Here is a 25,605-nt window from a genome sequence, read left to right on the forward strand (position 1 = left end):
CGGTTACATTCCGAACCCGGAAGCTAAGCCTTTCAGCGCCGATGGTACTGCAGGGGGGACCCTGTGGGAGAGTAGGACGCCGCCGAACAAATTTTGCGAAGAGCCCTGTCGGGACTTAGGTCACCGACAGGGCTCTTCTTTTGTTGTGTTGTGGGCCACTCGGTGTTCATGTTGTCTGGGCACGATGCCGCTCATGGGGACTCCTACGGATGAGCTGCTGCATGAGTTGACCCGGGCGCGTGTGCGGCCGGGCGACGAGGTCATCGTGCCGTCCTACGGCACTCCCGAAGCCGCGGAAGCGGTGCTGCTTGCCGGCGCCAGGCCGGTCTTCGTGGACATCGACGCCCATACCTACTGCATAGACCCGGCCGCGGTGGCCGGGGCGCTGACGCCCCGGACCGCGGCCATCGTGGCCATTCACACCTTCGGACACCCCGCCGATATGGCGGCCCTGACCGAGCTGGGCCAGCGGAACGGCGTGCTGGTGATCGGATACGGGGCGGCCCATGAGCCCGCCGGGGAGATTCTGCGGCGGCAGGCCAACGCGGCCTATCTGGACGGAAAGCTGCGCGGGGTCCTTACCCCGCCGGTTTCGCCCGGAGTGGAACACACCTATCAGCAGTACGTCGTTCGGGTTCCCGGCAACGGCCGGCCGGACCGGGACGCCTTCGCCCGTACGCTGCGTTCTCGCGGCGTCGTATGCCATGTGCCCGTACAGACGCCCGCGCACCGCACCGCGCGCTTCCGGCGCGATCTGTGGCTCGCGGAGACCGAGAGGGCGGCTGATGAGTGCCTGGCGCTGCCCGTCGATCCGACCATGTCGCGGCGGGAATTGCAGCGGGTGGTCTCTGCCTGCAACGCGCTGGGCGGGCTGCTGGAGTCAGCCGCCTGAGCCATTGGGCGGGTGGTCGGGGGCGTACCCGAGTTCGGGTATGATCTATTCCGTCGACGCGCCCCAATAGCTCAGTCGGCAGAGCGTCTCCATGGTAAGGAGAAGGTCTACGGTTCGATTCCGTATTGGGGCTCTCCTGCGAAGGCCCCCGCCAATTGGCGGGGGCCTTCGTCATGTTCGGGTATTGCCTTCGAGCACGGCCGGGGACGCCACGGCGCCCGGTCGTGCTCAGCCCGGCCGTCCTCAGGAGTCGGCGGGCTCGGGGACGCGCATCGCCAGGATCGCCATGTCGTCGGAGGGCGGCTCCGCGGCGAAGCGCTCGACCGCGCGCAGCACCCGCGCGGCCACCGCGCCCGCCGTAAGGCCGGTGCAGGTCGTAAGGACGTCGATGAGGCCGTCGTCGCCGAGCATCCTGGTGCCCTCGCGCCGCTCCGTCACACCGTCGGTGACGCACAGCAGCACATCGCCGGGGTCGAGCGTCACCGTCTGCTCGTACAGCTCGAGGTCCTCCATGACGCCGAGCAGCGGCTGGGGTTCGGCGGCCGCCTCGATGCTGCCGTCCTGGCGCAGCCGGAGCGGCAGAGGGTGTCCGGCGCAGACGACCTTGAGGACCGCGCTGCCGTCGTGCTGCGGCCACAACTCCCCGTAGAGAAGGGTCAGGAAGCGGCTGCGGGCGCCTTCGTCGAGGATGGCCGCGTTGAGCCGCTCCAGGACGGCGGGGCCGCCGAAGCCCTCGCGGGCGAGCAGCCGCAGGGCGTGCCGGGCGAGTCCGGTGACCGCGGCCGCCTCCGGTCCGGTGCCGCAGACATCGCCGATGGCGAAGCCGTACGCCCCGTCGCGGATCGGGAAGAGGTCGTAGAAGTCGCCGCCGACCTCGTTGCCCTCGCCTGCCGCGCGGTAGATGACCTCGACCTCGACGCCGGGGACCTCGGGCTGCTCGGGCGGCAGCAGGCTGCGCTGGAGGGACTGGCTGATGGCGGTGCGCTCCGAGTAGAGCCGCGCGTTGTCCAGCGCGAGCGCGGCCCGGCGGGAGAGGTCTTCGGCGAGCTCCAGGTTCTCCTGGCGGAAGTGCTCGTCGGTGGGCTTGCCGAGGATGAGCATGCCGATGACGCGGTTGCGGGCCACCAGGGGCAGTACGACCGTCTCACCGCCGACCGCGGAGGCGGTCGCGAGCGAGGCGCCGGGGCCGGAGGAGGGGCGGGCGGAGTCGCCGAGGCTGAGGCTGCGCAGCGAGGTGCGCAGGGCGGCGGCGTGGGCGGCGTCGTAGGGACCGGACCAGCTGCGGGCCCCGCCGGTGGGGACCTGCTCCGGTGGGTCGATCTTCATCAGCAGGGCCTTGAGCCCGTCGATGCGGTCCTCGTCCTCATGCAGCACGTACGACAGCTCGGGGTCGGACGCCTGGTCGGCGACCGTATAGACGGCGCACCAACTGGCCAGTGTGGGCACCGTCATCTGGGCCATGAGCGCCAGCGTCTGATCGCGGTCCAGGGTGCCCGCGAGGAGGTCGGACGCCTCGACGAGGAAGGACAGCGAGCCGCGGCGCAGCCGCTCCAGCTCGGTGAGGCGGGCGCGCTCGACGGCGAGGGCGATGCGGTCGGCGGCGAATTGCAGCCGCAGGGCCTCTTCGTTGCTGTAGCGGGCGGGGGACTCGGCGGCGACGCCGAGCGAGCCGGTGAGCCGGCCCTCGACCTTCAGCGGGACGGTGACGACGGAGCGCATTCCGGTGTTCACCAGCAGTGGGACGGCGCCGGGCACCGCGGACAGGTCCTCGTGGACGGCGGGCATCCGGGCCGAGCCGTAGCGCCCGGTGCCGGCTTCGACGGGGACGCGGGCGAAGCGCTGGCGGGCGGAGGGCAGCCCGGTGGAGGCGCGGACCTCCAACTCGGTTTCGTCGTCGGTGGCGAGGAGCAGATAGGCGGCGTCGCCGTCGAGCATGTCACGGGCCCGCTCGACGGTGCGCTGGAGAAGGCCGTCGAGGTCGTCGGGGGCCGGGGAGCCGATGAAGACCTCGAAGGCGTCGGTGGCCGGGCCCCGCTCGGCGGCGTCGGTGGTGTCGGCGCTCGCAGCGCGCATCGGGCTCTGGAGTACGGCGCGCTCGCGGTCGCGGACCAGCAGGCAGACGGTGGAGGGCTCGCCCTCGGCGTCGCGGATGCGCAGATGGGAGGCGTAGACGGGGGAGACTCGGCCGTCGGCGCCGCGGATGCCGTAGGAGCCCTCCCAGCGGGAGAGCTGGAGCGCCTCGGCGACGCCGGTGCTGGTGCCGGGGGTGTGCGGCCAGGCGGCGAGGTCGGTCAGCGGCTTGCCGACGACCTGCTCCGATGGGTAACCGAACAGCTCCTGAGCGTCGTCGTTCCAGGCGCTGATCAGACCGCCGCTGTCGACCTGGACGACCCCGACCCGGACCCGGGCGTCGGCGATGGGCAGGGCGCTGGAGGGCAGGGCGGGTCCTGCGGCGCGGGTGCCGGCCGGGCGGTCGGGGAAGTCGAGCTGGAACCAGATGTGCTTATGGGTCGCGGTGTACTCCACGCCCCAGCGGGTGGCGAGCGCGGCGCACAGCAGCAGACCGCGGCCGCCCTCGCGGTCGGGGTGTCCGAAGTGGTGGCCGCCGTTGCTCTGGAGCGGGACCTCGCGCTCGGGGTAGCGGTCGGCGACCTCGACGCGCACGCCGGTGTCGGCGCGGATGCAGACCACATCGGCGGTGGTACCGGCGTGCACCACCGCGTTCGTGACGAGTTCGCTGGTCAGGACGACGGCGTCGTCCACGATGTCGGTGAGGCCCCACCCCTGGAGGGTGTCCCGGACAAAGGTGCGGGCGGCGGCGACCGAGCGTCCCACCGGCTCGAAGGTGGCGGCTGCCCGCGCGGTGATCACAGGTCTCCTCATAAATGTCTCGGCGAACTGCTCACCCATGTCGCAGCGCCCCTCCGATGCCCTGGCCGGTTGCCAGGTTACTTACCATCGATGCCCGCGCGAATGCCGGTCGCCCTTGATTCCACCCAGAGTGTGCCTTCGGGGGTGTGGGATGCTGCCGAACTGTTATGGCCTGGTTGGGGCATGGTGAAACACTGGGGAAGCTGGAAGAAGAACCCGACGAGGACGGTCAACCCTGCGGGAGGGACACGGTGGAGTCTGGCGCAGCGGCGCGGGGCACGAATACGCGCGCGAAAGGCGGACGGTCCCGGAGCAATGGGACGACTGAAGTGGACACGGCGGCCCTCAACCGGTTGCTGACCGCGATGACGGCCATGCGGGACGGGAACTTCCGCAAGCGGCTCACGGTCTCGGGCGAGGGCGTGATGTCGGAGATCGCCGCGGTCTTCAACGAGGTCGCGGACCGCAATCTCCAGCTCACCGGCGAGCTGACCCGGGTGCGGCGGGTGGTCGGCCGCGAGGGCAAGCTCACCGAGCGCCTGGAGACCGGCGCCTGCGAGGGCCAGTGGGCCGCCGCCATTGACGCGTCCAACGCCCTGGTGGACGATCTTGTACGGCCGGTGTCCGAGGTGGGCCGGGTGCTGTCGGCGGTCGCCGAGGGCGACCTGGAGCAGCGCATGGACCTGCGGGCGCAGGGCGCCGACGGTTCGGCGCATCCCCTGCGGGGCGAGTTCCTGAAGGTGGGGCGCACGGTCAATGGCCTGGTGGATCAGCTCTCGGCGTTCACCGACGAGGTGACGCGGGTCGCGAGCGAGGTCGGCACCGAGGGCAAGCTGGGTGGCCAGGCCCGGGTGCGGGGGATGTCGGGCTCGTGGAAGGACCTCACGGAGTCCGTCAACACGATGGCCTCCCGGCTCACCGCCCAGGTACGTGACATCGCTCTCGTGACCACGGCGGTGGCCAAGGGCGATCTGTCCCGGAAGGTCACGGTCCATGTGTCCGGGGAGATGCTCGAGCTGAAGAACACCGTCAACACGATGGTGGACCAGCTCTCCTCGTTCGCCTCCGAGGTGACCAGGGTCGCCCGTGAGGTGGGCACCGAGGGCGAGCTCGGCGGCCAGGCGAAGGTGCCGGGCGTCGCGGGTGTCTGGAAGGACCTCACCGACTCCGTCAACCTCATGGCCGGGAACCTGACCGCGCAGGTGCGCGGGATCGCCCAGGTCACCACGGCGGTCGCCAATGGTGATCTGTCGCAGAAGGTGACGGTGAGCGCACGCGGCGAGGTCGCGCAGCTGGCCGAGACGATCAACACCATGACCGAGACCCTGCGCACCTTCGCGGACGAGGTCACACGTGTGGCCAGCGAGGTCGGCGCCGAGGGGCTGCTGGGCGGTCAGGCGCAGGTGCCGGGTGCGGCGGGTACGTGGAAGGATCTCACCGATTCGGTGAACACCGCGTTCCGCAATCTCACCGCGCAGGTGCGGGACATCGCGCAGGTGACGACGGCGGTGGCGAACGGCGATCTGTCGCAGAAGGTCACCGTCGATGTGGCCGGAGAGATGCTGGAGCTGAAGAACACCGTCAACACGATGGTGGACCAGCTTCAGTCGTTCGGCGCCGAGGTGACCCGGGTGGCCCGGGAGATCGGCGTCGAGGGCGAACTGGGCGGTCAGGCGCAGGTGCCGGGTGCGGCGGGTACGTGGAAGGATCTCACCGATTCGGTGAACACCGCGTTCCGGAACCTCACCGGACAGGTGCGCAACATCGCGCAGGTGACGACGGCGGTGGCGAACGGCGATCTGTCGCAGAAGGTCACCGTGGACGTCTCCGGTGAGATGCTCAAGCTGAAGAACACCGTGAACACCATGGTGGACCAGCTGTCCTCGTTCGCCGACCAGGTCACCAGGATGGCGCGGGACGTGGGCACCGAGGGCCGACTGGGCGGTCAGGCCCGGGTGGACGGGGTCAGCGGCGTCTGGAAGGACCTGACCGACTCCGTCAACTCCATGGCCGGGAACCTGACGGCGCAGGTGCGGGGTATCGCCCAGGTGACGACCGCGGTCGCGCGCGGCGATCTGTCGCAGAAGATCGAGGTGGACGCCCGCGGCGAGATCCTCGAGTTGAAGAACACCATCAACACGATGGTCGACCAGCTGTCCGACTTCGCCGAGCAGGTGACCCGCGTCGCCCGCGAGGTGGGTACGGACGGCAGGCTGGGCGGTCAGGCGCAGGTGCCCGGTGTGGCGGGCGTGTGGCGCGATCTGACCGATTCGGTGAACGGCATGGCGGGCAATCTGACCGCCCAGGTGCGCAATATCGCGCAGGTCGCCACGGCGGTCGCGCGCGGTGACCTCTCCCAGAAGATCGACGTGGACGCCCGCGGCGAGATCCTGGAGCTGAAGAACACTCTGAACACGATGGTCGACCAGCTGTCGTCCTTCGCGGAGGAAGTCACCAGGGTCGCCCGTGAGGTGGGCACCGAGGGCCAGTTGGGCGGCCAGGCCGAGGTGCAGGGCGTCTCCGGGACGTGGAAGGACCTCACCCAGTCCGTCAACAGCATGGCCAACAACCTGACGTCCCAGGTGCGTTCCATCGCGGAGGTCACGACGGCGGTCGCCATGGGCGATCTGTCGAAGAAGATCACCGTTGATGCCAAGGGCGAGATCCTGGAGCTCGTCACCACCGTGAACACGATGGTGGATCAGCTGTCGTCGTTCGCCGAGCAGGTCACCCGGGTGGCCCGTGAGGTGGGCACCGAGGGGCAGTTGGGCGGTCAGGCGCGGGTTCCGGGCGTGACCGGTATCTGGAAGGACCTGAGCAACAACGTCAACCTGATGGCCAATAACCTGACCATCCAGGTGCGGAACATCTCGCAGGTCTCGGCCGCGGTCGCCAACGGCGATCTGACGAAGAAGGTGACGGTCGAGGCGCGCGGCGAGGTCGCGGCGCTGGCCGACACCGTGAACACGATGGTGACGACGCTGTCCTCGTTCGCCGACGAGGTCACGCGGGTGGCGCGCGAGGTGGGCACGGACGGCATCCTGGGCGGCCAGGCCCGGGTGCCCGGTGTCTCGGGGACGTGGAAGGACCTCACCGAGTCCGTGAACTCGATGGCGTCCAACCTGACCGGGCAGGTCCGCAACATCGCGATGGTCACCACGGCCATCGCCCAGGGTGATCTGACCAAGAAGATCGACATCGAGGCGCGGGGCGAGATCCTCGAGCTGAAGACGACCATCAACACGATGGTGGACCAGCTGTCGTCCTTCGCCGACCAGGTGACCCGGGTGGCCCGTGAAGTGGGTACCGAGGGCCAGTTGGGCGGTCAGGCGCGGGTGCGGGACGTGGCCGGCACCTGGAAGGACCTGACCGAATCGGTGAACGAGATGGCCGGCAACCTGACCCGTCAGGTGCGCGCCATCGCCGAGGTCGCCACCGCGGTGACCCGCGGCGATCTCAACCTCAAGATCGACGTGGACGCCTCGGGCGAGATCCAGGTCCTCCAGGACCACATCAACACCATGATCGCCAACCTGCGCGAGACCACGCTCGCCAACAAGGAGCAGGACTGGCTCAAGGGCAACCTCGCCCGGATCTCCGGTCTGATGCAGGGGCGGCGCGACCTGGAGGACGTCGCCCGGCTGATCATGAGCGAGCTGACCCCGGTGGTCTCCGCCCAGCACGGTGCGTTCTTCCTGGCCGTACCGCCGGGCGAGGGCACCGACGTGGTCGCGGACAGCACCTCCGACGACGGCTACGAACTGCTTCTGGTCGGCTCCTACGGCTACTCCCACGGCTCGATGCCCACGCGCTTCAAGCGCGGTGAGACGCTGATCGGCACGGTCGCCGAGGAGAAGCGCCCGATCCTGGTGGAGAACGTGCCACCGGGCTATCTCAAGATCGCCTCGGGGCTAGGCGAGGCGGCTCCGGCCCATGTGATCGTGTTGCCGGTGCTCTTCGAGGGGCAGCTGCTGGGTGTGGTCGAGCTGGCCTCGTTCCAGCCCTTCGCCCAGATCCAGAAGGACTTCCTCAACCAGATCGCCGAGATGATCGGCACCAGCGTCAACACCATCAGCGTCAACACCAAGACCGAGGTGCTGCTGAAGCAGTCGCAGGAGCTGACCGAGCAGCTGCGCGAGCGGTCGGCCGAGCTGGAGAACCGGCAGAAGGCCCTCCAGGCGTCCAACGCGGAGCTGGAGGAGAAGTCCGAGCGGCTGGCCCGCCAGAACCGCGACATCGAGGTCAAGAACACCGAGATCGAGGAAGCCCGGCAGGTGCTCGAGGAGCGCGCGGAACAGCTCGCCGTCTCGATGCGCTACAAGAGCGAGTTCCTGGCCAACATGTCGCATGAGCTGCGCACCCCGCTCAACTCCCTGCTGATCCTGGCCAAGCTGCTCGCCGACAACGCCGACGGCAATCTCTCGCCGAAGCAGGTGGAGTTCGCCGAGACCATCCACGGCGCCGGCTCGGACCTGCTCCAGCTGATCAACGACATCCTGGACCTGTCGAAGGTCGAGGCGGGCAAGATGGACGTCAGCCCGACCCGTATCGCCCTGGTCCAGCTCGTCGACTACGTGGAGGCCACCTTCCGGCCGCTGACCGCGGAGAAGGGCCTGGACTTCTCCGTAAGGGTCTCGCCGGAGCTCCCGGCGACGCTGCACACCGACGAGCAGCGGCTGCTCCAGGTGCTGCGGAACCTGCTGTCCAACGCGGTGAAGTTCACCGACAGCGGCGCCGTGGAGCTGGTCATCCGGCCGGCGGGCGCGGATGTGCCGAACGCCATCCGGGAGCAGCTGCTGGAGCACGGTGCCCTGCGCGACGCGGACGCCGACATGATCGCCTTCTCGGTCACCGACACCGGTATCGGCATCGCGGCGAGCAAGATGCGGGTGATCTTCGAGGCGTTCAAGCAGGCCGACGGCACCACCAGCCGGAAGTACGGCGGCACCGGACTCGGCCTGTCCATCAGCCGGGAGATCGCCCGGCTGCTCGGTGGCGAGATCCACGCGGCCAGCGAGCCCGGCCGCGGCTCGACCTTCACGCTCTACCTGCCGCTGCACCCCAGCGAGCTGCCGCCGCAGGGCTATCCGCAGCTCGCTCCGAGCGGCGCGGCTCAGAGCCCGCTGGCGCTCGAGGCGTTCCCCGGCGGCGCGGAGGAGGCCGAGGAGGACGAGACGGCGGAGCGGGAGGCCGCACACGACGTCTCAGGCGCTTCCCCGGCGTCGGGCGGCCGTGGCGGCTCCGGGCTGTTCCGGCGGCGTCAGCGGGCCGAGCAGGAGGCGTTGCGGGCCAATGGGGAGGCGCCGCCGGAGGCGGAGCCGGACCCCCGGTCGGCGGGCCGCCGCCCGGCACGGCAGGCGCAAGCCCCCGAGCCATGGCTGCTGGGCGGTCAGGACCTGGTGGCCCCGGAGCCGGCGGGCGGCTTCCACGGCGAGAAGGTGCTGATCGTCGACGACGACATCCGTAATGTCTTCGCGCTGACCAGTGTGCTGGAGCAGCACGGGCTCCAGGTCCTGTACGCGGAGAACGGCCGGGAGGGCATCGAGGTCCTGGAGCAGCACGACGACGTCGTGCTCGTCCTGATGGACATCATGATGCCGGAGATGGACGGCTACGCCACGACGGCCGCGATCCGCAGGATGCCCCAGTTCGCCGGGCTGCCGATCATCGCCCTCACCGCGAAGGCGATGAAGGGCGACCGGGAGAAGAGCATCGACGCGGGCGCGTCGGACTACGTCACCAAGCCGGTCGACACCGATCATCTCCTTACGGTGATGGAGCACTGGATGTCGGTGGAGTGACCCGAGGTACGTCCGGGGCGGGAGTGGTGTTGACTGAGTGTCGCCGAACACGTGTGGGAACGCGGTATTCGGGGAACCTTCTGGTCTCCCACCGCGTTTCTGCTACGTGCACAGTGACATCGCGGTGACAGGGTGTGGCGAACAGCGGGGTGCGGCTACCATGACCGGCACAAGGACGGACGGCGCAAGGGAGTCGTCCCCTGGGGCGGCGCCCGGTGCTTCCCCCAGCTTTTCGAGCTGGGGAGACCCCAAGCCGGGACGAGGAGGACGGGGCATGGTGCAGAAGGCCAAGATCCTCCTGGTCGATGACCGGCCGGAGAATCTGCTGGCGCTGGAGGCCATTCTCTCCGCGCTCGATCAGACCCTGGTGCGGGCATCGTCAGGGGAAGAGGCGCTCAAGGCGCTGCTGACGGACGACTTCGCGGTGATTCTGCTGGACGTCCAGATGCCGGGCATGGACGGGTTCGAGACCGCGGCGCACATCAAGCGCCGGGAGCGGACGCGCGACATCCCGATCATTTTCCTCACGGCGATCAACCACGGCCCGCACCACACCTTCCGGGGATATGCGGCCGGTGCGGTGGACTACATCTCCAAACCCTTCGACCCGTGGGTGCTCAGAGCCAAGGTCTCGGTCTTCGTGGATCTGTACATGAAGAACTGCCAGCTGCGGGAGCAGGCGTCGCTGCTGCGGCTCCAGTTGGAGGGCGGTCAGCCCGCCGCCGGGGAGGCCAAGGAGTCGGCGGGGCTGCTCGCCGAGCTGTCCGCGCGGCTCGCCGCCGTCGAGGAGCAGGCCGAGGCGCTCTCCAAGCAGCTGGACGAGTCGGCCGACGCCGCCGCCGTGGCCACCGCGGCGCATCTGGAGCGCAAGCTGACCGGTCTGCGGCGGGCGCTGGACGCGCTGGAGCCGGGTGCGGGCAGCGGAGCCGGTCAGGTCCCCTCGCAGAACTGAACCGATCGACCTCACCGGACCGGTCAACCGACCGTCACCGTCGGTCGGCCATCGCCGATCGGTCATCCGCACTTTGACGCGCCGTCACGGCCGTCTCACCGCCTCGTCGGCGCGGCGGCGGCGTGTGATGTCGGTGACGCCTGATACCCCCGCCATGCGTGCTCCGTACGGCGGACGCGGGTAATCTCGCCTCCATGGCCTCTCGTACGTCCGGCAAGGGTTCCCAGAGCACGGCGGGCACCTCGAAGAAGCGCGCCGGGCAGTCCGGAGGCGCCGCGAAGAAGGCGGCCGCCAAAAAGGCGCCCGCGAAGAAGGCGCCTGCCAAGAAGTCTGCCGCGCCCGCGAAGAAGGCCGCCGCGAAGAAGGCGGCACCCCCTCCCGCGCCGAATCCCACCAGCGGCGTGTTCCGCATCGTGCGCGCCGTGTGGATGGGGATGGCGCGCGGCGTCGCGGCGATGTTCCGCGGTATAGGGCGCGGCGCCAAGGGGCTCGACCCCGCCCACCGCAAGGACGGCAGCGCCCTGCTGCTGTTCGCCCTCGCCCTGATCGTTGCCGCGGGCACCTGGTCCAATCTGGACGGGCCGGTCGGCGGGCTGGTCGAGATGCTGATCACCGGCGCCTTCGGCCGGCTCGACCTGGTGGTGCCGATACTGCTGGGCATCATCGCGGTCCGGCTGATCCTCCATCCGGAGCGGCCGGAGGCCAACGGGCGGATCGTCATCGGGCTCTCGGCGCTCGTCATCGGCATCCTGGGGCAGGTCCACATCGCCTGCGGCGCCCCGGGGCGCGGCCAGGGCACCGAGGCGATACAGGACGCGGGCGGTCTGATCGGCTGGGCCGTCTCCCGGCCGCTGATCTACCTGATGGGCGAGGTGCTGGCGGTACCGCTGCTGGTGCTGCTCACCGTCTTCGGGCTGCTGGTGGTCACCGCGACGCCGGTCGCCGCCATCCCGCAGAGGCTGCGGCAGCTGGGCGTCCGGCTCGGCCTGGTGCGCGACCACGAGGACGGGTACGCGCCGGAGGCCGGGTACGACGCGGCGGAGTACGCCGATGAATGGCGCGAGACGCCCGCCAGACGGCCTCGTAGGACCTCGCTCGCCAAAGAGGACCCGGACGTGGCCGGTGGCCCGGAGCGGGCCGAGGAGGAGGCGCTGCGCAAGCGCCGGCGTTCGCGCCGCTCGTCGTCCGTCCAACCGCCGCTCGACCGGCCCCTGGACGCGGTGGACGTGGCCGCCGCTGCCGCCGCCTCGCTGGACGGGGCCGTGCTGCACGGTGTGCAGCCCTCGCCGCTCGTCGCAGGGCTCAGCAACGGGATTTCGGGCGAGCGCGAGGACGGGGCCGCCAGTGGCGGGGTGCCGGTCGCGCGCGACGCCGACAAGGAGCCGGGGAAGAGCGGCGCCCGGGGCAAGGCGGCGGGTGGGAAGGACCGTCCGGACGGAGCCGGCGAGGAGGATCCCCACCAGGTCCCCGACCTCACCCGGCCCGCGGTCGAGGCGGGCGAGCCGCTGCCGCCGCGCGCCGAGCAGTTGCAGCTCTCCGGGGACATCACCTACTCGCTGCCCTCGCTCGAGCTGCTGGAGCGCGGTGGGCCCGGTAAGACGCGCAGCGCGGCCAACGACGCGGTCGTGGACTCGCTGACGAAGGTGTTCACGGAGTTCAAGGTGGACGCCGCCGTCACCGGCTTCACCCGCGGTCCGACGGTCACCCGCTACGTGGTGGAACTGGGCCCGGCTGTGAAGGTCGAGCGGATCACCGCGCTGACCAAGAACATCGCCTACGCGGTCGCCAGCCCCGATGTTCGGATCATCAGCCCGATCCCCGGCAAGTCGGCCGTCGGCATCGAAATCCCCAACAGCGACCGCGAGATGGTCAACCTGGGCGATGTGCTGCGCTCGGCGGACTCCGTGGGTGACGACCATCCGATGATCGTCGGGCTGGGCAAGGACGTCGAGGGCGGCTATGTGGCGGCCAATCTGGCCACCATGCCGCATGTCCTGGTGGCGGGCGCGACCGGTTCCGGCAAGTCGTCCTGCATCAACTGCCTGATCACATCGATCATGGCCCGTGCCACCCCGGACGATGTGCGGATGGTGCTGGTCGACCCCAAGCGTGTGGAGCTGACCGCCTATGAGGGCATTCCTCATCTGATCACACCGATCATCACCAACCCCAAGCGCGCCGCCGAGGCGCTCCAGTGGGTCGTACGGGAGATGGATCTGCGCTATGACGATCTCGCGGCATACGGCTTCCGCCATATCGACGACTTCAACGCGGCGGTCCGCAAGGGGAAGGTGAAGGAGCCCGAGGGGAGCGAGCGGGAGCTCAGGCCCTATCCGTATCTGCTGGTGATCGTCGACGAGCTGGCCGATTTGATGATGGTCGCACCGCGGGATGTCGAGGATTCGATCGTGCGGATCACACAGCTGGCGCGTGCGGCCGGTATCCACTTGGTGCTGGCCACCCAGCGGCCCTCCGTGGACGTCGTCACCGGCCTGATCAAGGCCAATGTGCCCTCGCGACTCGCCTTCGCCACCTCCTCGCTGGCCGACAGCCGCGTCATCCTGGACCAGCCCGGCGCCGAGAAGCTGATCGGCAAGGGCGACGGCCTCTTTCTGCCGATGGGCGCGAACAAAGCCATCCGGATGCAGGGTGCCTATGTCACCGAGTCCGAGGTCGAGGCCGTCGTCGAGCACTGCAAGGCGCAGATGGCACCGGTCTTCCGCGACGACGTGACGGTCGGGACGTCCAGGAAGAAGGAGATCGACGAGGAGATCGGCGATGATCTCGATCTGCTCTGCCAGGCCGCTGAGCTGGTGGTTTCCACCCAGTTCGGCTCGACCTCGATGTTGCAGCGCAAGCTGCGGGTGGGTTTCGCCAAGGCGGGGCGGCTGATGGATCTCATGGAGTCGCGCGGCATCGTCGGCCCCAGCGAGGGATCCAAGGCACGCGATGTACTCGTCAAGCCGGATGAATTGGATGGCGTGCTCGACGTGATCCGCGGTAAGGCTCACTCATAAGGGTTTGGCGGGCAACCGTTTCCCCTACCGAAACGTCAAGTTGAGGGAGGTGGCGGAGTGAGACCCCAGAATCGTGACCGAACGGCAATCCCGATGGCGGACAAACTCCGTCCTCCCGCTTGCCCGACCCTTTCGCCCCACCCCTAGACTGAACCTCCAGCAGGTGGCTCACGCTCGAAAGGCGCCCCCGTGTCCATCGGCAACCTCCCCGAAGACGGCAACTCCCCCGAAGACGACCGGCTTTCCATCGGTCGCGCCCTCCAGCAGGCCCGTATTTCCGCGGGGCTGACCGTCGACGAGGTCAGTTCCTCGACCCGGGTGCGCACCCCCATCGTGCGGGGCATCGAGCAGGACGATTTCTCGCGCTGCGGCGGCGATGTCTACGCCCGGGGGCACATCCGTGTGCTCGCCCGCGCCGTGGGCCTCGATCCGGAGCCCCTGATCGCGCAGTTCGACGCCGAACACGGCGGCCGGCCCGCGCCGACCGCGCCGGCGCCGCTGTTCGAGGCCGAGCGGATCCGCCCCGACCCCCGGCGCCCCAACTGGACGGCCGCGATGGTCGCGGCGATCGTCGCCGTCGTCGGATTCGTGGGCTTCACCCTCGTCCGGGGCGGTGACGGCGACGGCTCGACCGTCGCCGACGACCCCGCCTCGCCCAAGCCCAGTGCCTCCGCGCCCACCAACAGCGCCGCCCCCTCCAAGCCCGCCACGCCGAACAAGCCCGACCCGTCCGACAGCGCCATCGCGGGCGTCCCGGCGGACAAGGTCACCGTCAAGCTGACGGCCGAGGGCGGCCAGAGCTGGATCTCCGCCCAGGACCACAACGGCCGGCTCCTCGAGGAGGGTGTGCTGCGCGAGGGCGACTCCAAGACCTTCAGCGACAGCCGGCGCATCGATCTGGTGCTGGGCAACGCCGGGGCGATCAAGCTGTTCGTGAACGGCAAGGAAGTGAAGAATGTCGGCACCAGCGGGGCCGTCCAGCGGCTGAGCTACACCAAGGGAGACCCCGAAGCGGGCTGAGCCACGGGACGATCGGGAGCCCTGGCAGCGGGGGCTGTCGTGGGGACAAAGTAGTCTGAGCGCATGCCCGAACGCCGCACCGTCGCCCTTGTCACTCTTGGCTGCGCCCGTAACGAGGTGGACTCGGAGGAGCTCGCAGGCCGCTTGGCGGCGGACGGCTGGGAGCTCGTCGAGGAAGCCGCCGACGCCGACGTCGCCGTCGTCAACACCTGTGGCTTCGTCGAGGCCGCCAAGAAGGACTCGGTCGACGCCCTGCTGGAGGCGAACGATCTGAAGGACCAGGGCCGCACTCAGGCCGTGGTGGCCGTCGGCTGCATGGCCGAGCGATACGGCAAGGAGCTCGCGGAGGCGCTGCCCGAGGCCGACGGGGTGCTCGGCTTCGACGACTACGCCGACATCTCCGGCCGCTTGCAGACCATCCTCTCCGGCGGCATCCACGCCTCCCACACCCCGCGCGACCGCCGCAAGCTGCTGCCGATCAGCCCGGCCGAGCGGCAGGACGCCACCTCGGTGGCGCTGCCCGGCCACGCCCAGGACACCGCGCCCGAGGACCTGCCCCAAGGGGTGGCCCCGGCCTCCGGGCCACGAGCCCCGCTGCGCCGCAGACTGGACAGCAGCCCGGTCGCCTCGGTGAAGCTGGCCTCCGGCTGCGACCGGCGGTGCTCGTTCTGCGCCATCCCGTCCTTCCGCGGCTCCTTCATCTCCCGCCGCCCCTCCGATGTGCTGGGCGAGACCCGCTGGCTGGCCGAGCAGGGGGTGAAGGAGGTCATGCTGGTCTCGGAGAACAACACCTCGTACGGCAAGGACCTCGGGGACATCCGGCTGCTGGAGACGCTGCTGCCGGAGCTGGCCGCGGTGGACGGCATCGAGCGGATCCGGGTCAGCTATCTCCAGCCCGCCGAGATGCGCCCCGGGCTGATCGACGTGCTCACCTCGACCGAGAAGGTCGCGCCGTACTTCGACCTGTCCTTCCAGCACTCGGCGCCCGGAGTGCTGCGCGCCATGCGCCGCTTCGGCGACACCGACCGGTTCCTGGAGCTGCTCGAGACGATCAGAGGCAAGGCGCCGCAGGCCGGCGCCCGGTCGAACTTCATCGTCGGCTTCCCCGGTGAGACCGAGGAGGACCTGGCCGAGCTCGAGCGCTTCCTCAGCGAGGCGCGGCTGGACGCGATCGGCGTCTTCGGGTACTCGGACGAGGACGGCACCGAAGCCGCCGGTTACGCGAACAAGGTCGACCCCGATGTGGTCGCGGAGCGTCTGGAGCGCGTCTCGCGGCTCGCGGAGGAGCTGACCGCCCAGCGGGCCGAGGAGCGGCTCGGCGAGGTCGTCGAGGTGCTGGTGGAGGAGATCGACGAGACCGGGGCTGTCCTCGGCCGCGGCGCCCACCAGGCGCCGGAGACCGATGGCCAGACGCTGCTCGGCACCGATGGGGAGCCGGAGGTGGGCCGTATGGTCGAAGCGAAGGTGATCGCGACGGAGGGAGTGGACCTCGTCGCGGAGCCGCTTGTGCCGCTGGAACGACAGGGCGGCGGCACGTCCACCGGGGAGGCTGACAGATGACGGGTGTCCCGGCCTCCGCCGCGGGAGGCCACCGCCGCCCGGCGTCCGCCGCGGTCGGGCCCGCCAGTTTGTGGAACATCGCCAATATCCTCACCATGGTGCGGCTGCTCCTGGTGCCCGCGTTCGTGTTGTTGATGCTGCACAATGGCGGGTACGACCCGGTGTGGCGCTCCTTCGCCTGGGCGGCGTTCGCCATCGCGATGATCACCGATCTTTTCGACGGTCATCTGGCCCGCCGTTACAACCTGGTCACCGACTTCGGGAAGATCGCCGATCCGATCGCGGACAAGGCGATCATGGGTGCGGCGCTGATCTGTCTGTCGGCCCTGTCCGACCTCCCCTGGTGGGTGACGGGCGTGATCCTCTTCCGTGAGATCGGGATCACACTGATGCGGTTCTGGGTGATCCGGATCGGGGTCATTCCGGCCAGCCGGGGCGGAAAGCTGAAGACGCTCGCGCAGGGCACCGCCGTCGGGATGTACATCCTGGTGCTGACCGGGCCACTGGCCTCGCTGCGGTTCTGGATGATGGCCGTGGCCGTGATCCTTACGGTGGTCACCGGCCTGGACTACATCCGGCAGGCGATCGTGCTGCGCAGGGCGGGCCGGACGACGGAGGAGACCACGAAGTGAGCGACGGCGGAACGGCGGCCGAGGTGCTGGCGCTGCTGGAGCGGCGCGGACAGACCCTGGCCGTCGCCGAATCGCTCACCGGCGGTCTGGTGGCCGCCGAGCTGACCTCGGTGGACGGCGCCTCCCGCTCCTTCCGCGGCTCGGTGACGGCGTACGCCACCGAGCTCAAGCGCGAGCTGCTGGGTGTGGACGGTGCCCTGCTGGCCGAGCGCGGTGCGGTCGACGCCGAGGTGGCCCGGCAGATGGCCCGGGGGGTACGGCGTGCGCTGGGCGCGGACTGGGGCGTGGCCACCACCGGTGTGGCCGGTCCCACACCACAGGACGGCCAGCCCGTGGGCACCGTTCATGTGGCCGTCGCGGGGCCCTCGGACGCGATGGCCGCGGCGGCGCTGCGGCTCGAAGGAGACCGTGCCGGAATCCGCGGACAGACCGTCCAGGCCGCAGTCAAGCTGCTGTTCAGCGAATTGATCGCGACCGCAGGGGCAAAGGATACGGAACAACACGGCGGGATTTGATGTTTGCAGCCCTGAGTGAACACGACATCGCTCCCCGCACGGGTACAGCCGGAGGCGGTACGGTGGGGCGTGAAGGATCCGGATCCGAGGTCCGAGGAGGGAGCCAGCGATGATTCTGCTCCGTCGCCTGCTGGGTGACGTGCTGCGCCGGCAGCGCCAGCGCCAGGGCCGTACTCTGCGCGAGGTTTCCTCCTCCGCCCGGGTGTCGCTCGGCTATCTGTCAGAGGTCGAGCGCGGCCAGAAGGAAGCCTCGTCCGAGCTGCTGTCGGCGATCTGCGACGCCCTGGAGGTACGGATGTCGCAGGTCATGCGCGAGGTCAGCGACGAGCTCTCGCTCGCCGAGCTGGCCGAGTCGGCCGCGTCCACCACCGAGAAGGTGCCGGCGCCCATGCGGCCCGTGCTCAACCCCGTTTCCGTGACGTCCGTGACGGGCGTCCCGGAGGAGCGGGTCACCATCAAGCCGCCCAAGGAAGCCGTGGACGTCGTGGCGGCCTGAGCCCCTGCGAAGCCCAGGCCGTGCCTGGGATCCCCACGACATCCCCAGAGCTCTTCGAGGCCCCGGCCGGTAGCGATACCGGGTCGGGGCCTCGATGTTTGTCGGGCCGGAGTTTGTCGGGCCCGAGTTTGTCCGGCCGGATTCGGGTCACCCCGCATGAGGAGAGGCAATCAAGGGGGGCCGAACGGTCGAACAGGAGGAAAGCGAATGTCTGTGGTGAAGAGCCCACTGCCGGAGGAGCACCTCAAGGTCGTCGCCGACGCGCTGCAAGGCGCACTCGTCGACCTGGTCGACCTCCACCTGGTGGGCAAGCAGATCCACTGGACGGTCGTGGGCCCGCGATTCCGCACGATCCATCTGCAACTCGACGAGGTCGTGGCGTCGACCAGGGAGTATGCCGACACGGTGGCGGAGCGGGCCTCGGCGCTCGGGGTGCCGCCGGACGGTCGGGCTCAGACGGTCGCCGCGACCAGCGGTGTCCACACGGTCAAGGACGGCTGGACCGAAGACACGCAGGCCATCCGGACGCTCGTGGACGCCCTGGGAGCGGTGATCGGGCGGATGCGGGAACGTATCCGCGCGACCGACGAACCGGACCCGGTGACCCAGGACATTCTCATCGAGCTCACCCGGGACCTGGAGAAGCACCACTGGATGTTCCAGGCGGAGAACGGCGGCAAGCGCGGCTGAGGGCTGAGGGGGCTGAGGCTGGGGGTTGAGGCGGATTCGGGCCCGGGGCGGGCTCGGCCCCGGCGGGCCCGAGGCGGGCTTGAAGGCTCCGGGTGGGCCGAGGACCGACCCTCGGGGCGCTGACGGGCACTGACGCTTGAGGCGTCGGTTCCGGGCCCGGGGGAGGCTGCTCTTCGACCGGGGTTCCGGCTCGGCGACCCGTTCTGGGTGCGCCATATGGCCCGGCTGGGCAAACTGGGGGGAACGCGAGTGTCCGACACGCGCCGACCTGCCTCCTGTGCGCCCTCCCGCCGTGTGCGAACAGGCGTCTGGCGTCGCCCGAAGGAGGCAGTCATGGCAGCCGTCGGAGGGGCCGACACCCGGGGCCTCAGGCCGGTCCGGTGGGTGCTCGCGCTCGCTCTGGGCGGTGTCTGGTGGTGGTCGGTGCTGCGGCTGGCGATACAGCCGGGAGAGGCCGGGCCGGTGGAGGGGGCGTTCGCGGTCGGCGGCTGGGGACTGAGCCTGCTGCCGGTGCACTGCGGGCCCTCGCCGAGAAGGGGAGGGCGTCGTCCCCGTCAGGGAGGCCCTCCGCGTCAGGACGGGCCGGGCCCGGGTCCCTGTGGCCCCGCCTGGCAGCTCGGGCACCAGAAGGTCGAGCGCTCCTGACCCGCGCGCCCCTGGTCGGCGGCGCGCACCGGTGTACCGCAGCGCAGGCAGGGCCGCCCCGGGCGTCCGTACACCCACAGTCGGCGGTCGCGGCGCGGCTCGGCCGTGGTGACCCGGGCACGCCGGTTCCTGTTGGCCTCCAGGAGCTTCTTCGCGTGGGCCACCAGACGCTCGGGGGAGGGCACCTCGCCGATCGGCAGCCAGGGCGACACCCGCAGTACGAAGCACAGCTCGGACTTGTAGACATTGCCGATCCCGGCGAGGTTCCGCTGGTCCAGCAGCGCCTCGCCCAGGGGCCTGGCCGGATCGGCGAGCAGTCGGCGCAGCGCCTCGTCCGGATCCCAGTCCGGGCCGAGGAGATCGGGGCCGAGATGGCCGACGATCCGGTCCTCGTCGCCGGTGCGCAGCAGTTCCAGGACGGGGAGGCGGTAGCCGACGGCGGTGTGGGCGGCGGTGGCGAGGATGGCCCGGATCTGGTGGTGCGGGCCGCCACGCCAGCGCTCGTCGGGCCCGTACACCTGCCAGGAGCCGTCCATCCGCAGATGGGAGTGGAGGGTCAGGCCGCCCTCGACTCGGGTCAGCAGATGTTTGCCGCGCGGGACGACCTCCAGGACCTGCCGGCCGGTGAGGTCGGCGGTCGCCAGACGGGGGACGCGCAGGTCGCTGCGGATGAGCGGGGCGCCCGCGAGGGCCTGGTGAAGGCGCTGTGCGGTCTGCCAGACGGTGTCTCCTTCGGGCATGGGGTCCATGATGCCGGTGGGCGTGGGCATACGGGAGCGCCGCGGACCCTCGGGGCAAGGGCGCCATGCCGGAGCGCTTGTCGATCAGGGGCGCTGCGTGATCAGCGTCGGTGGGTGATCGGGGGCGCGGGCGGAACTCGCGTTGGGGTTCAGGGGGCAGGAATCCGCGTGGGGGTCAGGGGCGCAGGCGCAATCCGCGTGGGGTCGGGTGGAAGCCCGCCGATTCCAGGAGCCTGCCGATCGGGGACGAGAGCGCCTGGGCGCCGTTGACGCGCTCGACGGTGACGGAGCCGAGCGCACCCGCGCGGGCGGACTCGGCCAGCGCCTCCACCGCCGTCCACAGCCGGGTGTCGTCCTCGGGGGAGGCGGCCTCGGCCTCGCCCGAGGGCCAGGCGAGCAGGGTCTTGCCGCCCCGCTCCATGTAGAGCGTCAGCTCTCCGTCGACGAGCACCACCATCGCGCCCGCCTTACGGCCCGGCCGGTGGCTCGCGTCCGCGGGCGGATCGGGCCAGGGGAGTGCGGCGCCGTAGGCGTTGGCGGGGTCGGCCGAGGCGAGCACGAACGCGCGCCGGGACTGCCCCCGCTGTCCGTCGAAGGCGGGGGCCGCCTCGCGGTCGCGGGCCGTGCTGACCGCGCGCAGCCGGTCCACCGCGCCGTCCATCGCGAACTGTGCGGCGCCGAGCCCCTCGACCACATAGCCGCGGCGGGCCTGGCCGGTCTCCTCGAACGCGGACAGCACCCGGTAGGCGGCGGAGAAGCCGCCCTCGACCCCCTCGGCGGCGACCGCCCCGCGGGTGACCACGCCGTGCCGGTCGAGCAGGGTGCGCGCCAGGGCGTGGGCACGGTGGGTGGGCTCGGACTCGCGCTCCGGCAGCAGGGACCAGCGCCCGGCGACGGTGGGCGGGCCGTTGCGCGAGGCGGTGGGCCGGCCGGTGCGGCCCGTCAGGCCGCCGTAGCGGCCCCGGGGGACCGTGCGCTTGGCGCGATGCGCGGTGGCGCCCGCCGTACGGCCCGAGCCGAGCAGGGAGCGCAGCGGGGCGAGGGTGTCACCGGTGGCCAGGCCCGCCCAGACCAGGTCCCACAGGGCCTCGGCGAGCTGGGGGTCCTGGAACTCGTGCCCGGCGGCGCGGGCCTGTTCGGCGATCTGGCGGAAGAACAGCCCGTACCCCCCGGCCAATGCGTCGAGGACGGCCTGGTGGAGGGGGCTCGCCTCGAGGGGGTGCGGGGTGTGCAGCAGCAGCGGAGCGGTGTCGGCCAGGTGGAGGGTGACCCATCCGTCCTTCCCCGGCAGCGCTCCCGCACCGGCCCAGACGACCTCCCCGGAGGCGGTGAGCTCGTCGAGCATCGTGGGGGTGTAGTCGCTCACCCGGGACGGCAGGACCAGCTTCTCCAGGGCGGAGGCGGGGACGGGCGCGCCCTGGAGCTGCTCGATCGCGCGCACCAGACCGTCGATACCGCGCAGGCTGTGGGTGCCCAGATGCTGCCACTGCGGGAGGAAGGCGGCGAGTGCAGAGGGCGGTACGGGCTCCACCTCATGGCGGAGCGCGGCCAGGGAGCGGCGCCGCAGCCGGCGCAGCACGGCGGCGTCGCACCACTCCTGGCCCATCCCCGAGGGGTGGAACTCGCCCTGGACGACGCGGCCGCTCGCGGCGAGCCGGTGCAGGGCGCCCTCCGTGACGGCCGCGCCGAGGCCGAAGCGGGCGGCGGCCCGCGCCGAGGTGAACGGGCCGTGGGTGCGGGCATAGCGGGACAGCAGATCGCCGAGCGGGTCCTTGACCGGTTCGGTGAACGCCTCGGGGACACCGACCGGCAGCGCCGTGCCGAGCGCGTCCCGCAGCCGCCCCGCGTCCTCCACCGCGGCCCAGTGGTCCTCGCCCGCGATCCGGACCCGGATGGTGCGTCGGCTCCCGGCCAGATCCTCGGCCCATCCGGGCTCGGCGCCGCGCTCGGCCAACTCGGCTTCGGTGAGCGGGCCGAGCAGCCGCAGGACGTCGGCGACGCCCTCGGCGTCCTTGATCCGGCGGTCCTCGGTGAGCCACTGGAGCTCGTGCTCCAGCTCGGCCAGGACGTCGGCGTCGAGGAGCTCGCGCAGCTCGGCTTGGCCCAGGAGCTCGGCCAGCAGCCGCGAGTCGAGGGAGAGGGCGGCGGCGCGGCGCTCGGCGAGCGGGGAGTCGCCCTCGTAGAGGAACTGCGCCACATAGCCGAAGAGCAGCGAGCGGGCGAAGGGGGACGGCTCGGGGGTGGTGACCTCCACCAGCCGGACCCGGCGGGCCTCGATGTCGCCCATCAGCTCGGTGAGGCCGGGGACGTCGAAGACATCCTGGAGACACTCGCGGACGGCCTCGAGGACGATCGGGAAGGAACCGAAATCGCTGGCCACCTGGAGGAGTTGCGCGGCGCGCTGGCGCTGCTGCCACAGCGGGGTGCGCTTGCCGGGGTCGCGGCGGGGCAGCAGCAGGGCACGGGCGGCGCATTCGCGGAACCGGGAGGCGAACAGCGCCGAGCCGCCGACCTGGTCTGTGACGATCTGGTCGATCTCGCCCTTGTCGAAGGCGACATCGGCCGCGCCCACCGGGGACTGCTCGGTGTCGTACTCCGCGCCCTGGCGCATCGGGTCCGTGTCGAGGAGGTCGAGGCCCATCAGATCGGCGTCCGGCAGCCGCAGCACGATGCCGTCGTCGGCGTGCATGACCTGGGCGTCGATGCCGTAGCGCTCGGAGAGGCGGGCGCCCAGGGCGAGCGCCCAGGGGGCGTGGACCTGCGCGCCGAAGGGGGAGTGGACCACCACGCGCCAGTCGCCCAGCTCGTCGCGGAACCGCTCCACCACGATCGTGCGGTCGTCCGGCACATGCCCGCAGGCACGGCGCTGCTCGTCCAGGTATCCGATGACGTTCTCGGCGGCCCAGGCGTCCAGACCGGCGGCCAGCAGCCGCAGCCGGGCGTCCTCGGGCGCCAGCGCGCCGACCTCGCGCAGGAACGCGCCCAGGGCGCGGCCCAGCTCCAGGGGGCGGCCGAGCTGGTCGCCCTTCCAGAAGGGCAGCCGGCCGGGGACGCCGGGGGCGGGGGAGACCAGCACCCGGTCGCGGGTGATGTCCTCGATCCGCCAGGAGGTCGTGCCCAGGGTGAACACATCGCCCACCCGCGACTCGTACACCATCTCCTCGTCGAGCTCGCCGACCCGCCCGCCGCCCTTCTTGGGGTCGGCGCCGGCCAGGAAGACGCCGAAGAGCCCGCGGTCGGGGATGGTGCCGCCGGAGGTCACCGCGAGCCGCTGCGCCCCCGGGCGACCCGTGACCGTATGGGCGACGCGGTCCCACACCAGGCGCGGCCGCAGCTCCGCGAAGGCGTCGGAGGGGTAGCGGCCCGCGAGCATGTCGAGGACCGAGGTGTACGCCGACTCCGGGAGCGAGGCGAACGGCGCGGCCCTGCGGATCAGGGCCAGGAGCTCGTCCACGTCCCAGGTGTCCATGGCGGTCATGGCGATCAGCTGCTGGGCGAGCACGTCCAGCGGGTTGGCGGGCACCCGCAGCGATTCGATGGCGCCCTCGCGCATCCGCTCGGTGACCACCGCGGCCTGCACCAGATCGCCGCGGTACTTGGGGAAGACGACGCCGGTGGAGACCGCGCCCACCTGGTGGCCGGCCCGGCCCACCCGCTGAAGACCGGAGGCCACCGAGGGCGGTGACTCGACCTGGACGACCAGGTCGACCGCGCCCATGTCGATGCCGAGCTCGAGGCTGGAGGTGGCGACGACGGCGGGCAGCCGGCCGGCTTTCAGGTCCTCCTCGACCAGCGCGCGCTGCTCCTTGGAGACCGAGCCGTGGTGCGCGCGGGCCAGCAGCGGGGGCGCGCCCCGGGCCGCACCGGCCTCGGCCATCAGCTCGGCGGGGGAGTGGTCCTCGGGCAGGGCCTCACCGGTGGCCCGCTCGTAGGCGATCTCGTTCAACCGGTTGCACAGCCGCTCGGCCAGCCGGCGGGAGTTGGCGAAGACGATGGTGGAGCGATGGGCCTGGACGAGATCGGTGATCCGCTCCTCCACATGGGGCCAGATCGACGGCCGCTCGCCCGTCTCGCCCTCCTGGACCGGGGAGCCGCCCAGCTCGCCCAGATCCTCCACGGGCACGACCACCGACAGGTCGAACTCCTTGCCCGACGGCGGCTGGACGATCTCCACCTTGCGCCGCGGCGACAGGAACCGCGCCACCTCCTCCACCGGCCGCACGGTCGCGGACAGGCCGATGCGCCGGGCGGGGCGCTCGAGCAGCTCGTCGAGGCGCTCCAGGGACAGCGCGAGATGGGCGCCCCGCTTCGTCCCGGCGACGGCGTGGACCTCGTCGAGGATCACGGTCTCCACCCCGCGCAGCGCCTCCCGGGTGGCGGAGGTGAGCATCAGGAACAGCGACTCGGGGGTGGTGATGAGGATGTCCGGCGGGCGGGTGGCCAGGGAGCGGCGCTCGGCGGCCGGGGTGTCGCCCGAGCGGGTGCCCACCCGGATCTCCGGCTCGGGCAGGCCCAGCCGCACCGCCTCCTGGCGGATACCGGTCAGCGGGCTGCGGAGATTGCGCTCGACGTCCACCGCCAGGGCCTTCAGCGGGGAGACGTACAGCACCCGGCAGCGCTTCTTCGCCTCGGCGGGCGGCGGCTCACCGGCCAGCTTGTCCAGGGCCGCCAGGAAGGCGGCCAGAGTCTTGCCCGAGCCGGTGGGGGCGACGACCAGGACGTCCGACCCCGCACCGATCGCCCGCCACGCCCCCTCCTGCGCGGGCGTGGGCGCGGTGAAAGCCCCCGTGAACCACCCGCGGGTGGCCGGGGAGAAACCGTCGAGCGCCGAGCCTGCCATGCCCTCCATCGTGCACCGCACCACTGACAACGGACGGAGTCGCAGGTCAGAGGGCGCCCGAGCGGGGCGCACAATGGTGCCATGGTCACCCGGGAGAGCGCGCGGCACTGGCGGTACCCCCAGCTTCCGGGCGTCGATCTGCTGCGCGCCCGCTACATCCACAAGACCTTCGTCTGGCACACCCACGAGTCGTTCGTGATCGCCGCGATCACCGAGGGCGTCGAGGAGTTCCACCACCGCGGCGTTATCGAGCGCGCCGGGCCCGGCGGGCTCGCGCTGATCAACCCGGATGTGCCGCACACCGGACGGGCGGGGGCGCCCGAGGGGTGGGCGTACAGCGTGCTGTACCCGGCCGCGGACCTGGTCGCCGGGATCGCCGCCGAGACGACCACGCTCCGCGGCACGGCCGGATTCCGGGCCCCCAGCGTGGACGACCCCCAGAGCGCGCGGCTGGTCACCGCGGTGCACCGGGCCGCCGAGGAGGGGAACGCGCTCGCCGCCGACAGCCTGCTGCGCATCGCCGTCGCCCGGCTGCTGCGCGAGCATGGCGGCCCGCTCCCCGAGCGCACGGCGCGCACCGCGGGTGCGCGGACGGCGGCGCGCGCCCGCGCGATCCTCCAGGAGCGCATGGCGGAGCCGCCGTCCCTGGAACGGCTGGCGGCCGAGTTGGGCACCGGCCCCTTCGCCCTTCTGCGTGCCTTCCGTGCCGTCTACGGGATGCCGCCGCACACCTGGCTCACCGACGCCCGGGTCCGCCGGGCCCGGCGGCTGCTGGACGCCGGGACCACGCCCGCCGAGGTGGCCATGGCCGTCGGCTTCACCGACCAGTCCCACCTGAACCGTCACTTCACCCGCATCGTGGGGGTGCCTCCGGGTGCTTACCGACGGGAGCGCGCAAGAACGTACAAGACTGGATCCGAAGCGCTCTTCTAAT

At 71.1% G+C, this 25,605-nt stretch carries 14 protein-coding genes, 1 tRNA gene and 1 rRNA gene; 13 read left to right on the forward strand and 3 right to left on the reverse strand.

From position 1 onward, the window contains the following. The 3 genes from rrf to AB0E24_RS23640 all read left to right on the forward strand — a co-directional run. Positions 1-88, forward strand: a 5S ribosomal RNA gene (rrf, locus tag AB0E24_RS23630); the annotation flags it as partial. Positions 89-193: 105 nt separating this feature from the next. Further along, positions 194-892 (forward strand): DegT/DnrJ/EryC1/StrS family aminotransferase, encoded by a 699-nt coding sequence (locus AB0E24_RS23635; RefSeq protein ID WP_099015134.1) that lies wholly within the window; start codon positions 194-196, stop codon positions 890-892. 60 nt (positions 893-952) lie between these two features. Further along, positions 953-1,025 (forward strand) — tRNA-Thr (locus AB0E24_RS23640). A gap of 110 nt (positions 1,026-1,135) precedes the next feature. On the opposite strand, the gene AB0E24_RS23645 is transcribed toward AB0E24_RS23640, so the two are convergent. Then, a complete protein-coding gene (locus AB0E24_RS23645; protein WP_099015135.1) occupies positions 1,136-3,763 on the reverse strand; it encodes a SpoIIE family protein phosphatase in 2,628 nt (875 codons plus the stop codon). Between the two features lie 251 nt (positions 3,764-4,014). Between AB0E24_RS23645 and AB0E24_RS23650 the strand changes: the two genes are divergently transcribed. From AB0E24_RS23650 to AB0E24_RS23690, 9 genes are all read left to right on the forward strand, one after another. Further along, positions 4,015-9,564: a HAMP domain-containing protein gene (locus AB0E24_RS23650; RefSeq protein WP_359379664.1), complete on the forward strand. Its 5,550-nt coding sequence runs from the start codon at positions 4,015-4,017 to the stop codon at positions 9,562-9,564. 274 nt (positions 9,565-9,838) lie between these two features. Next, positions 9,839-10,516 carry a response regulator gene (locus AB0E24_RS23655; RefSeq protein ID WP_020868040.1) on the forward strand — a complete coding sequence of 226 codons (678 nt, stop codon included), beginning with the start codon at positions 9,839-9,841 and terminating at the stop codon, positions 10,514-10,516. A 194-nt stretch (positions 10,517-10,710) separates the two neighbouring features. After that, the gene (locus AB0E24_RS23660) at positions 10,711-13,533 is read left to right on the forward strand and encodes a DNA translocase FtsK (RefSeq protein WP_359379667.1); all 2,823 of its coding nucleotides are present in this window, start codon (positions 10,711-10,713) and stop codon (positions 13,531-13,533) included. A 189-nt stretch (positions 13,534-13,722) separates the two neighbouring features. Then, positions 13,723-14,553 carry a helix-turn-helix domain-containing protein gene (locus AB0E24_RS23665; RefSeq protein ID WP_069867906.1) on the forward strand — a complete coding sequence of 277 codons (831 nt, stop codon included), beginning with the start codon at positions 13,723-13,725 and terminating at the stop codon, positions 14,551-14,553. A gap of 63 nt (positions 14,554-14,616) precedes the next feature. Then, on the forward strand, positions 14,617-16,113 hold the full coding sequence (gene rimO, locus AB0E24_RS23670) for a 30S ribosomal protein S12 methylthiotransferase RimO (protein WP_069867905.1): 1,497 nt from the start codon (positions 14,617-14,619) through the stop codon (positions 16,111-16,113). Continuing rightward, positions 16,110-16,745, forward strand: coding sequence for a CDP-diacylglycerol--glycerol-3-phosphate 3-phosphatidyltransferase (pgsA, locus tag AB0E24_RS23675; protein WP_359379670.1), 636 nt, complete (start codon positions 16,110-16,112; stop codon positions 16,743-16,745). Before rimO ends, pgsA begins: the two co-directional genes overlap by 4 nt. Further along, on the forward strand, positions 16,742-17,260 hold the full coding sequence (locus AB0E24_RS23680) for a CinA family protein (protein WP_079259193.1): 519 nt from the start codon (positions 16,742-16,744) through the stop codon (positions 17,258-17,260). Before pgsA ends, AB0E24_RS23680 begins: the two co-directional genes overlap by 4 nt. Before the next feature lie 109 nt (positions 17,261-17,369). Next, the gene (locus AB0E24_RS23685; RefSeq protein ID WP_069867902.1) at positions 17,370-17,756 is read left to right on the forward strand and encodes a helix-turn-helix domain-containing protein; all 387 of its coding nucleotides are present in this window, start codon (positions 17,370-17,372) and stop codon (positions 17,754-17,756) included. Between the two features lie 207 nt (positions 17,757-17,963). Then, the gene (locus AB0E24_RS23690) at positions 17,964-18,446 is read left to right on the forward strand and encodes a Dps family protein (protein ID WP_069867901.1); all 483 of its coding nucleotides are present in this window, start codon (positions 17,964-17,966) and stop codon (positions 18,444-18,446) included. 572 nt (positions 18,447-19,018) lie between these two features. Here AB0E24_RS23690 and AB0E24_RS23700 read toward each other — a convergent pair. Both AB0E24_RS23700 and AB0E24_RS23705 read right to left on the reverse strand, forming a co-directional pair. Beyond that, on the reverse strand, positions 19,019-19,831 hold the full coding sequence (locus AB0E24_RS23700; RefSeq protein WP_069867971.1) for an Fpg/Nei family DNA glycosylase: 813 nt from the start codon (positions 19,829-19,831) through the stop codon (positions 19,019-19,021). Positions 19,832-20,006: 175 nt separating this feature from the next. Continuing rightward, complete coding sequence (locus tag AB0E24_RS23705; protein WP_359379677.1) at positions 20,007-24,671, reverse strand: ATP-dependent helicase; 4,665 nt, start codon at positions 24,669-24,671, stop codon at positions 20,007-20,009. Between the two features lie 81 nt (positions 24,672-24,752). Here AB0E24_RS23705 and AB0E24_RS23710 point away from each other — a divergent pair, with 81 nt between their 5' ends. After that, a complete protein-coding gene (locus AB0E24_RS23710; RefSeq protein ID WP_069867899.1) occupies positions 24,753-25,604 on the forward strand; it encodes an AraC family transcriptional regulator in 852 nt (283 codons plus the stop codon). Position 25,605: the final 1 nt, after the last annotated feature.

It is taken from the genome of Streptomyces malaysiensis subsp. malaysiensis, assembly GCF_040653035.1.
Lineage (GTDB): Bacteria > Actinomycetota > Actinomycetes > Streptomycetales > Streptomycetaceae > Streptomyces > Streptomyces malaysiensis.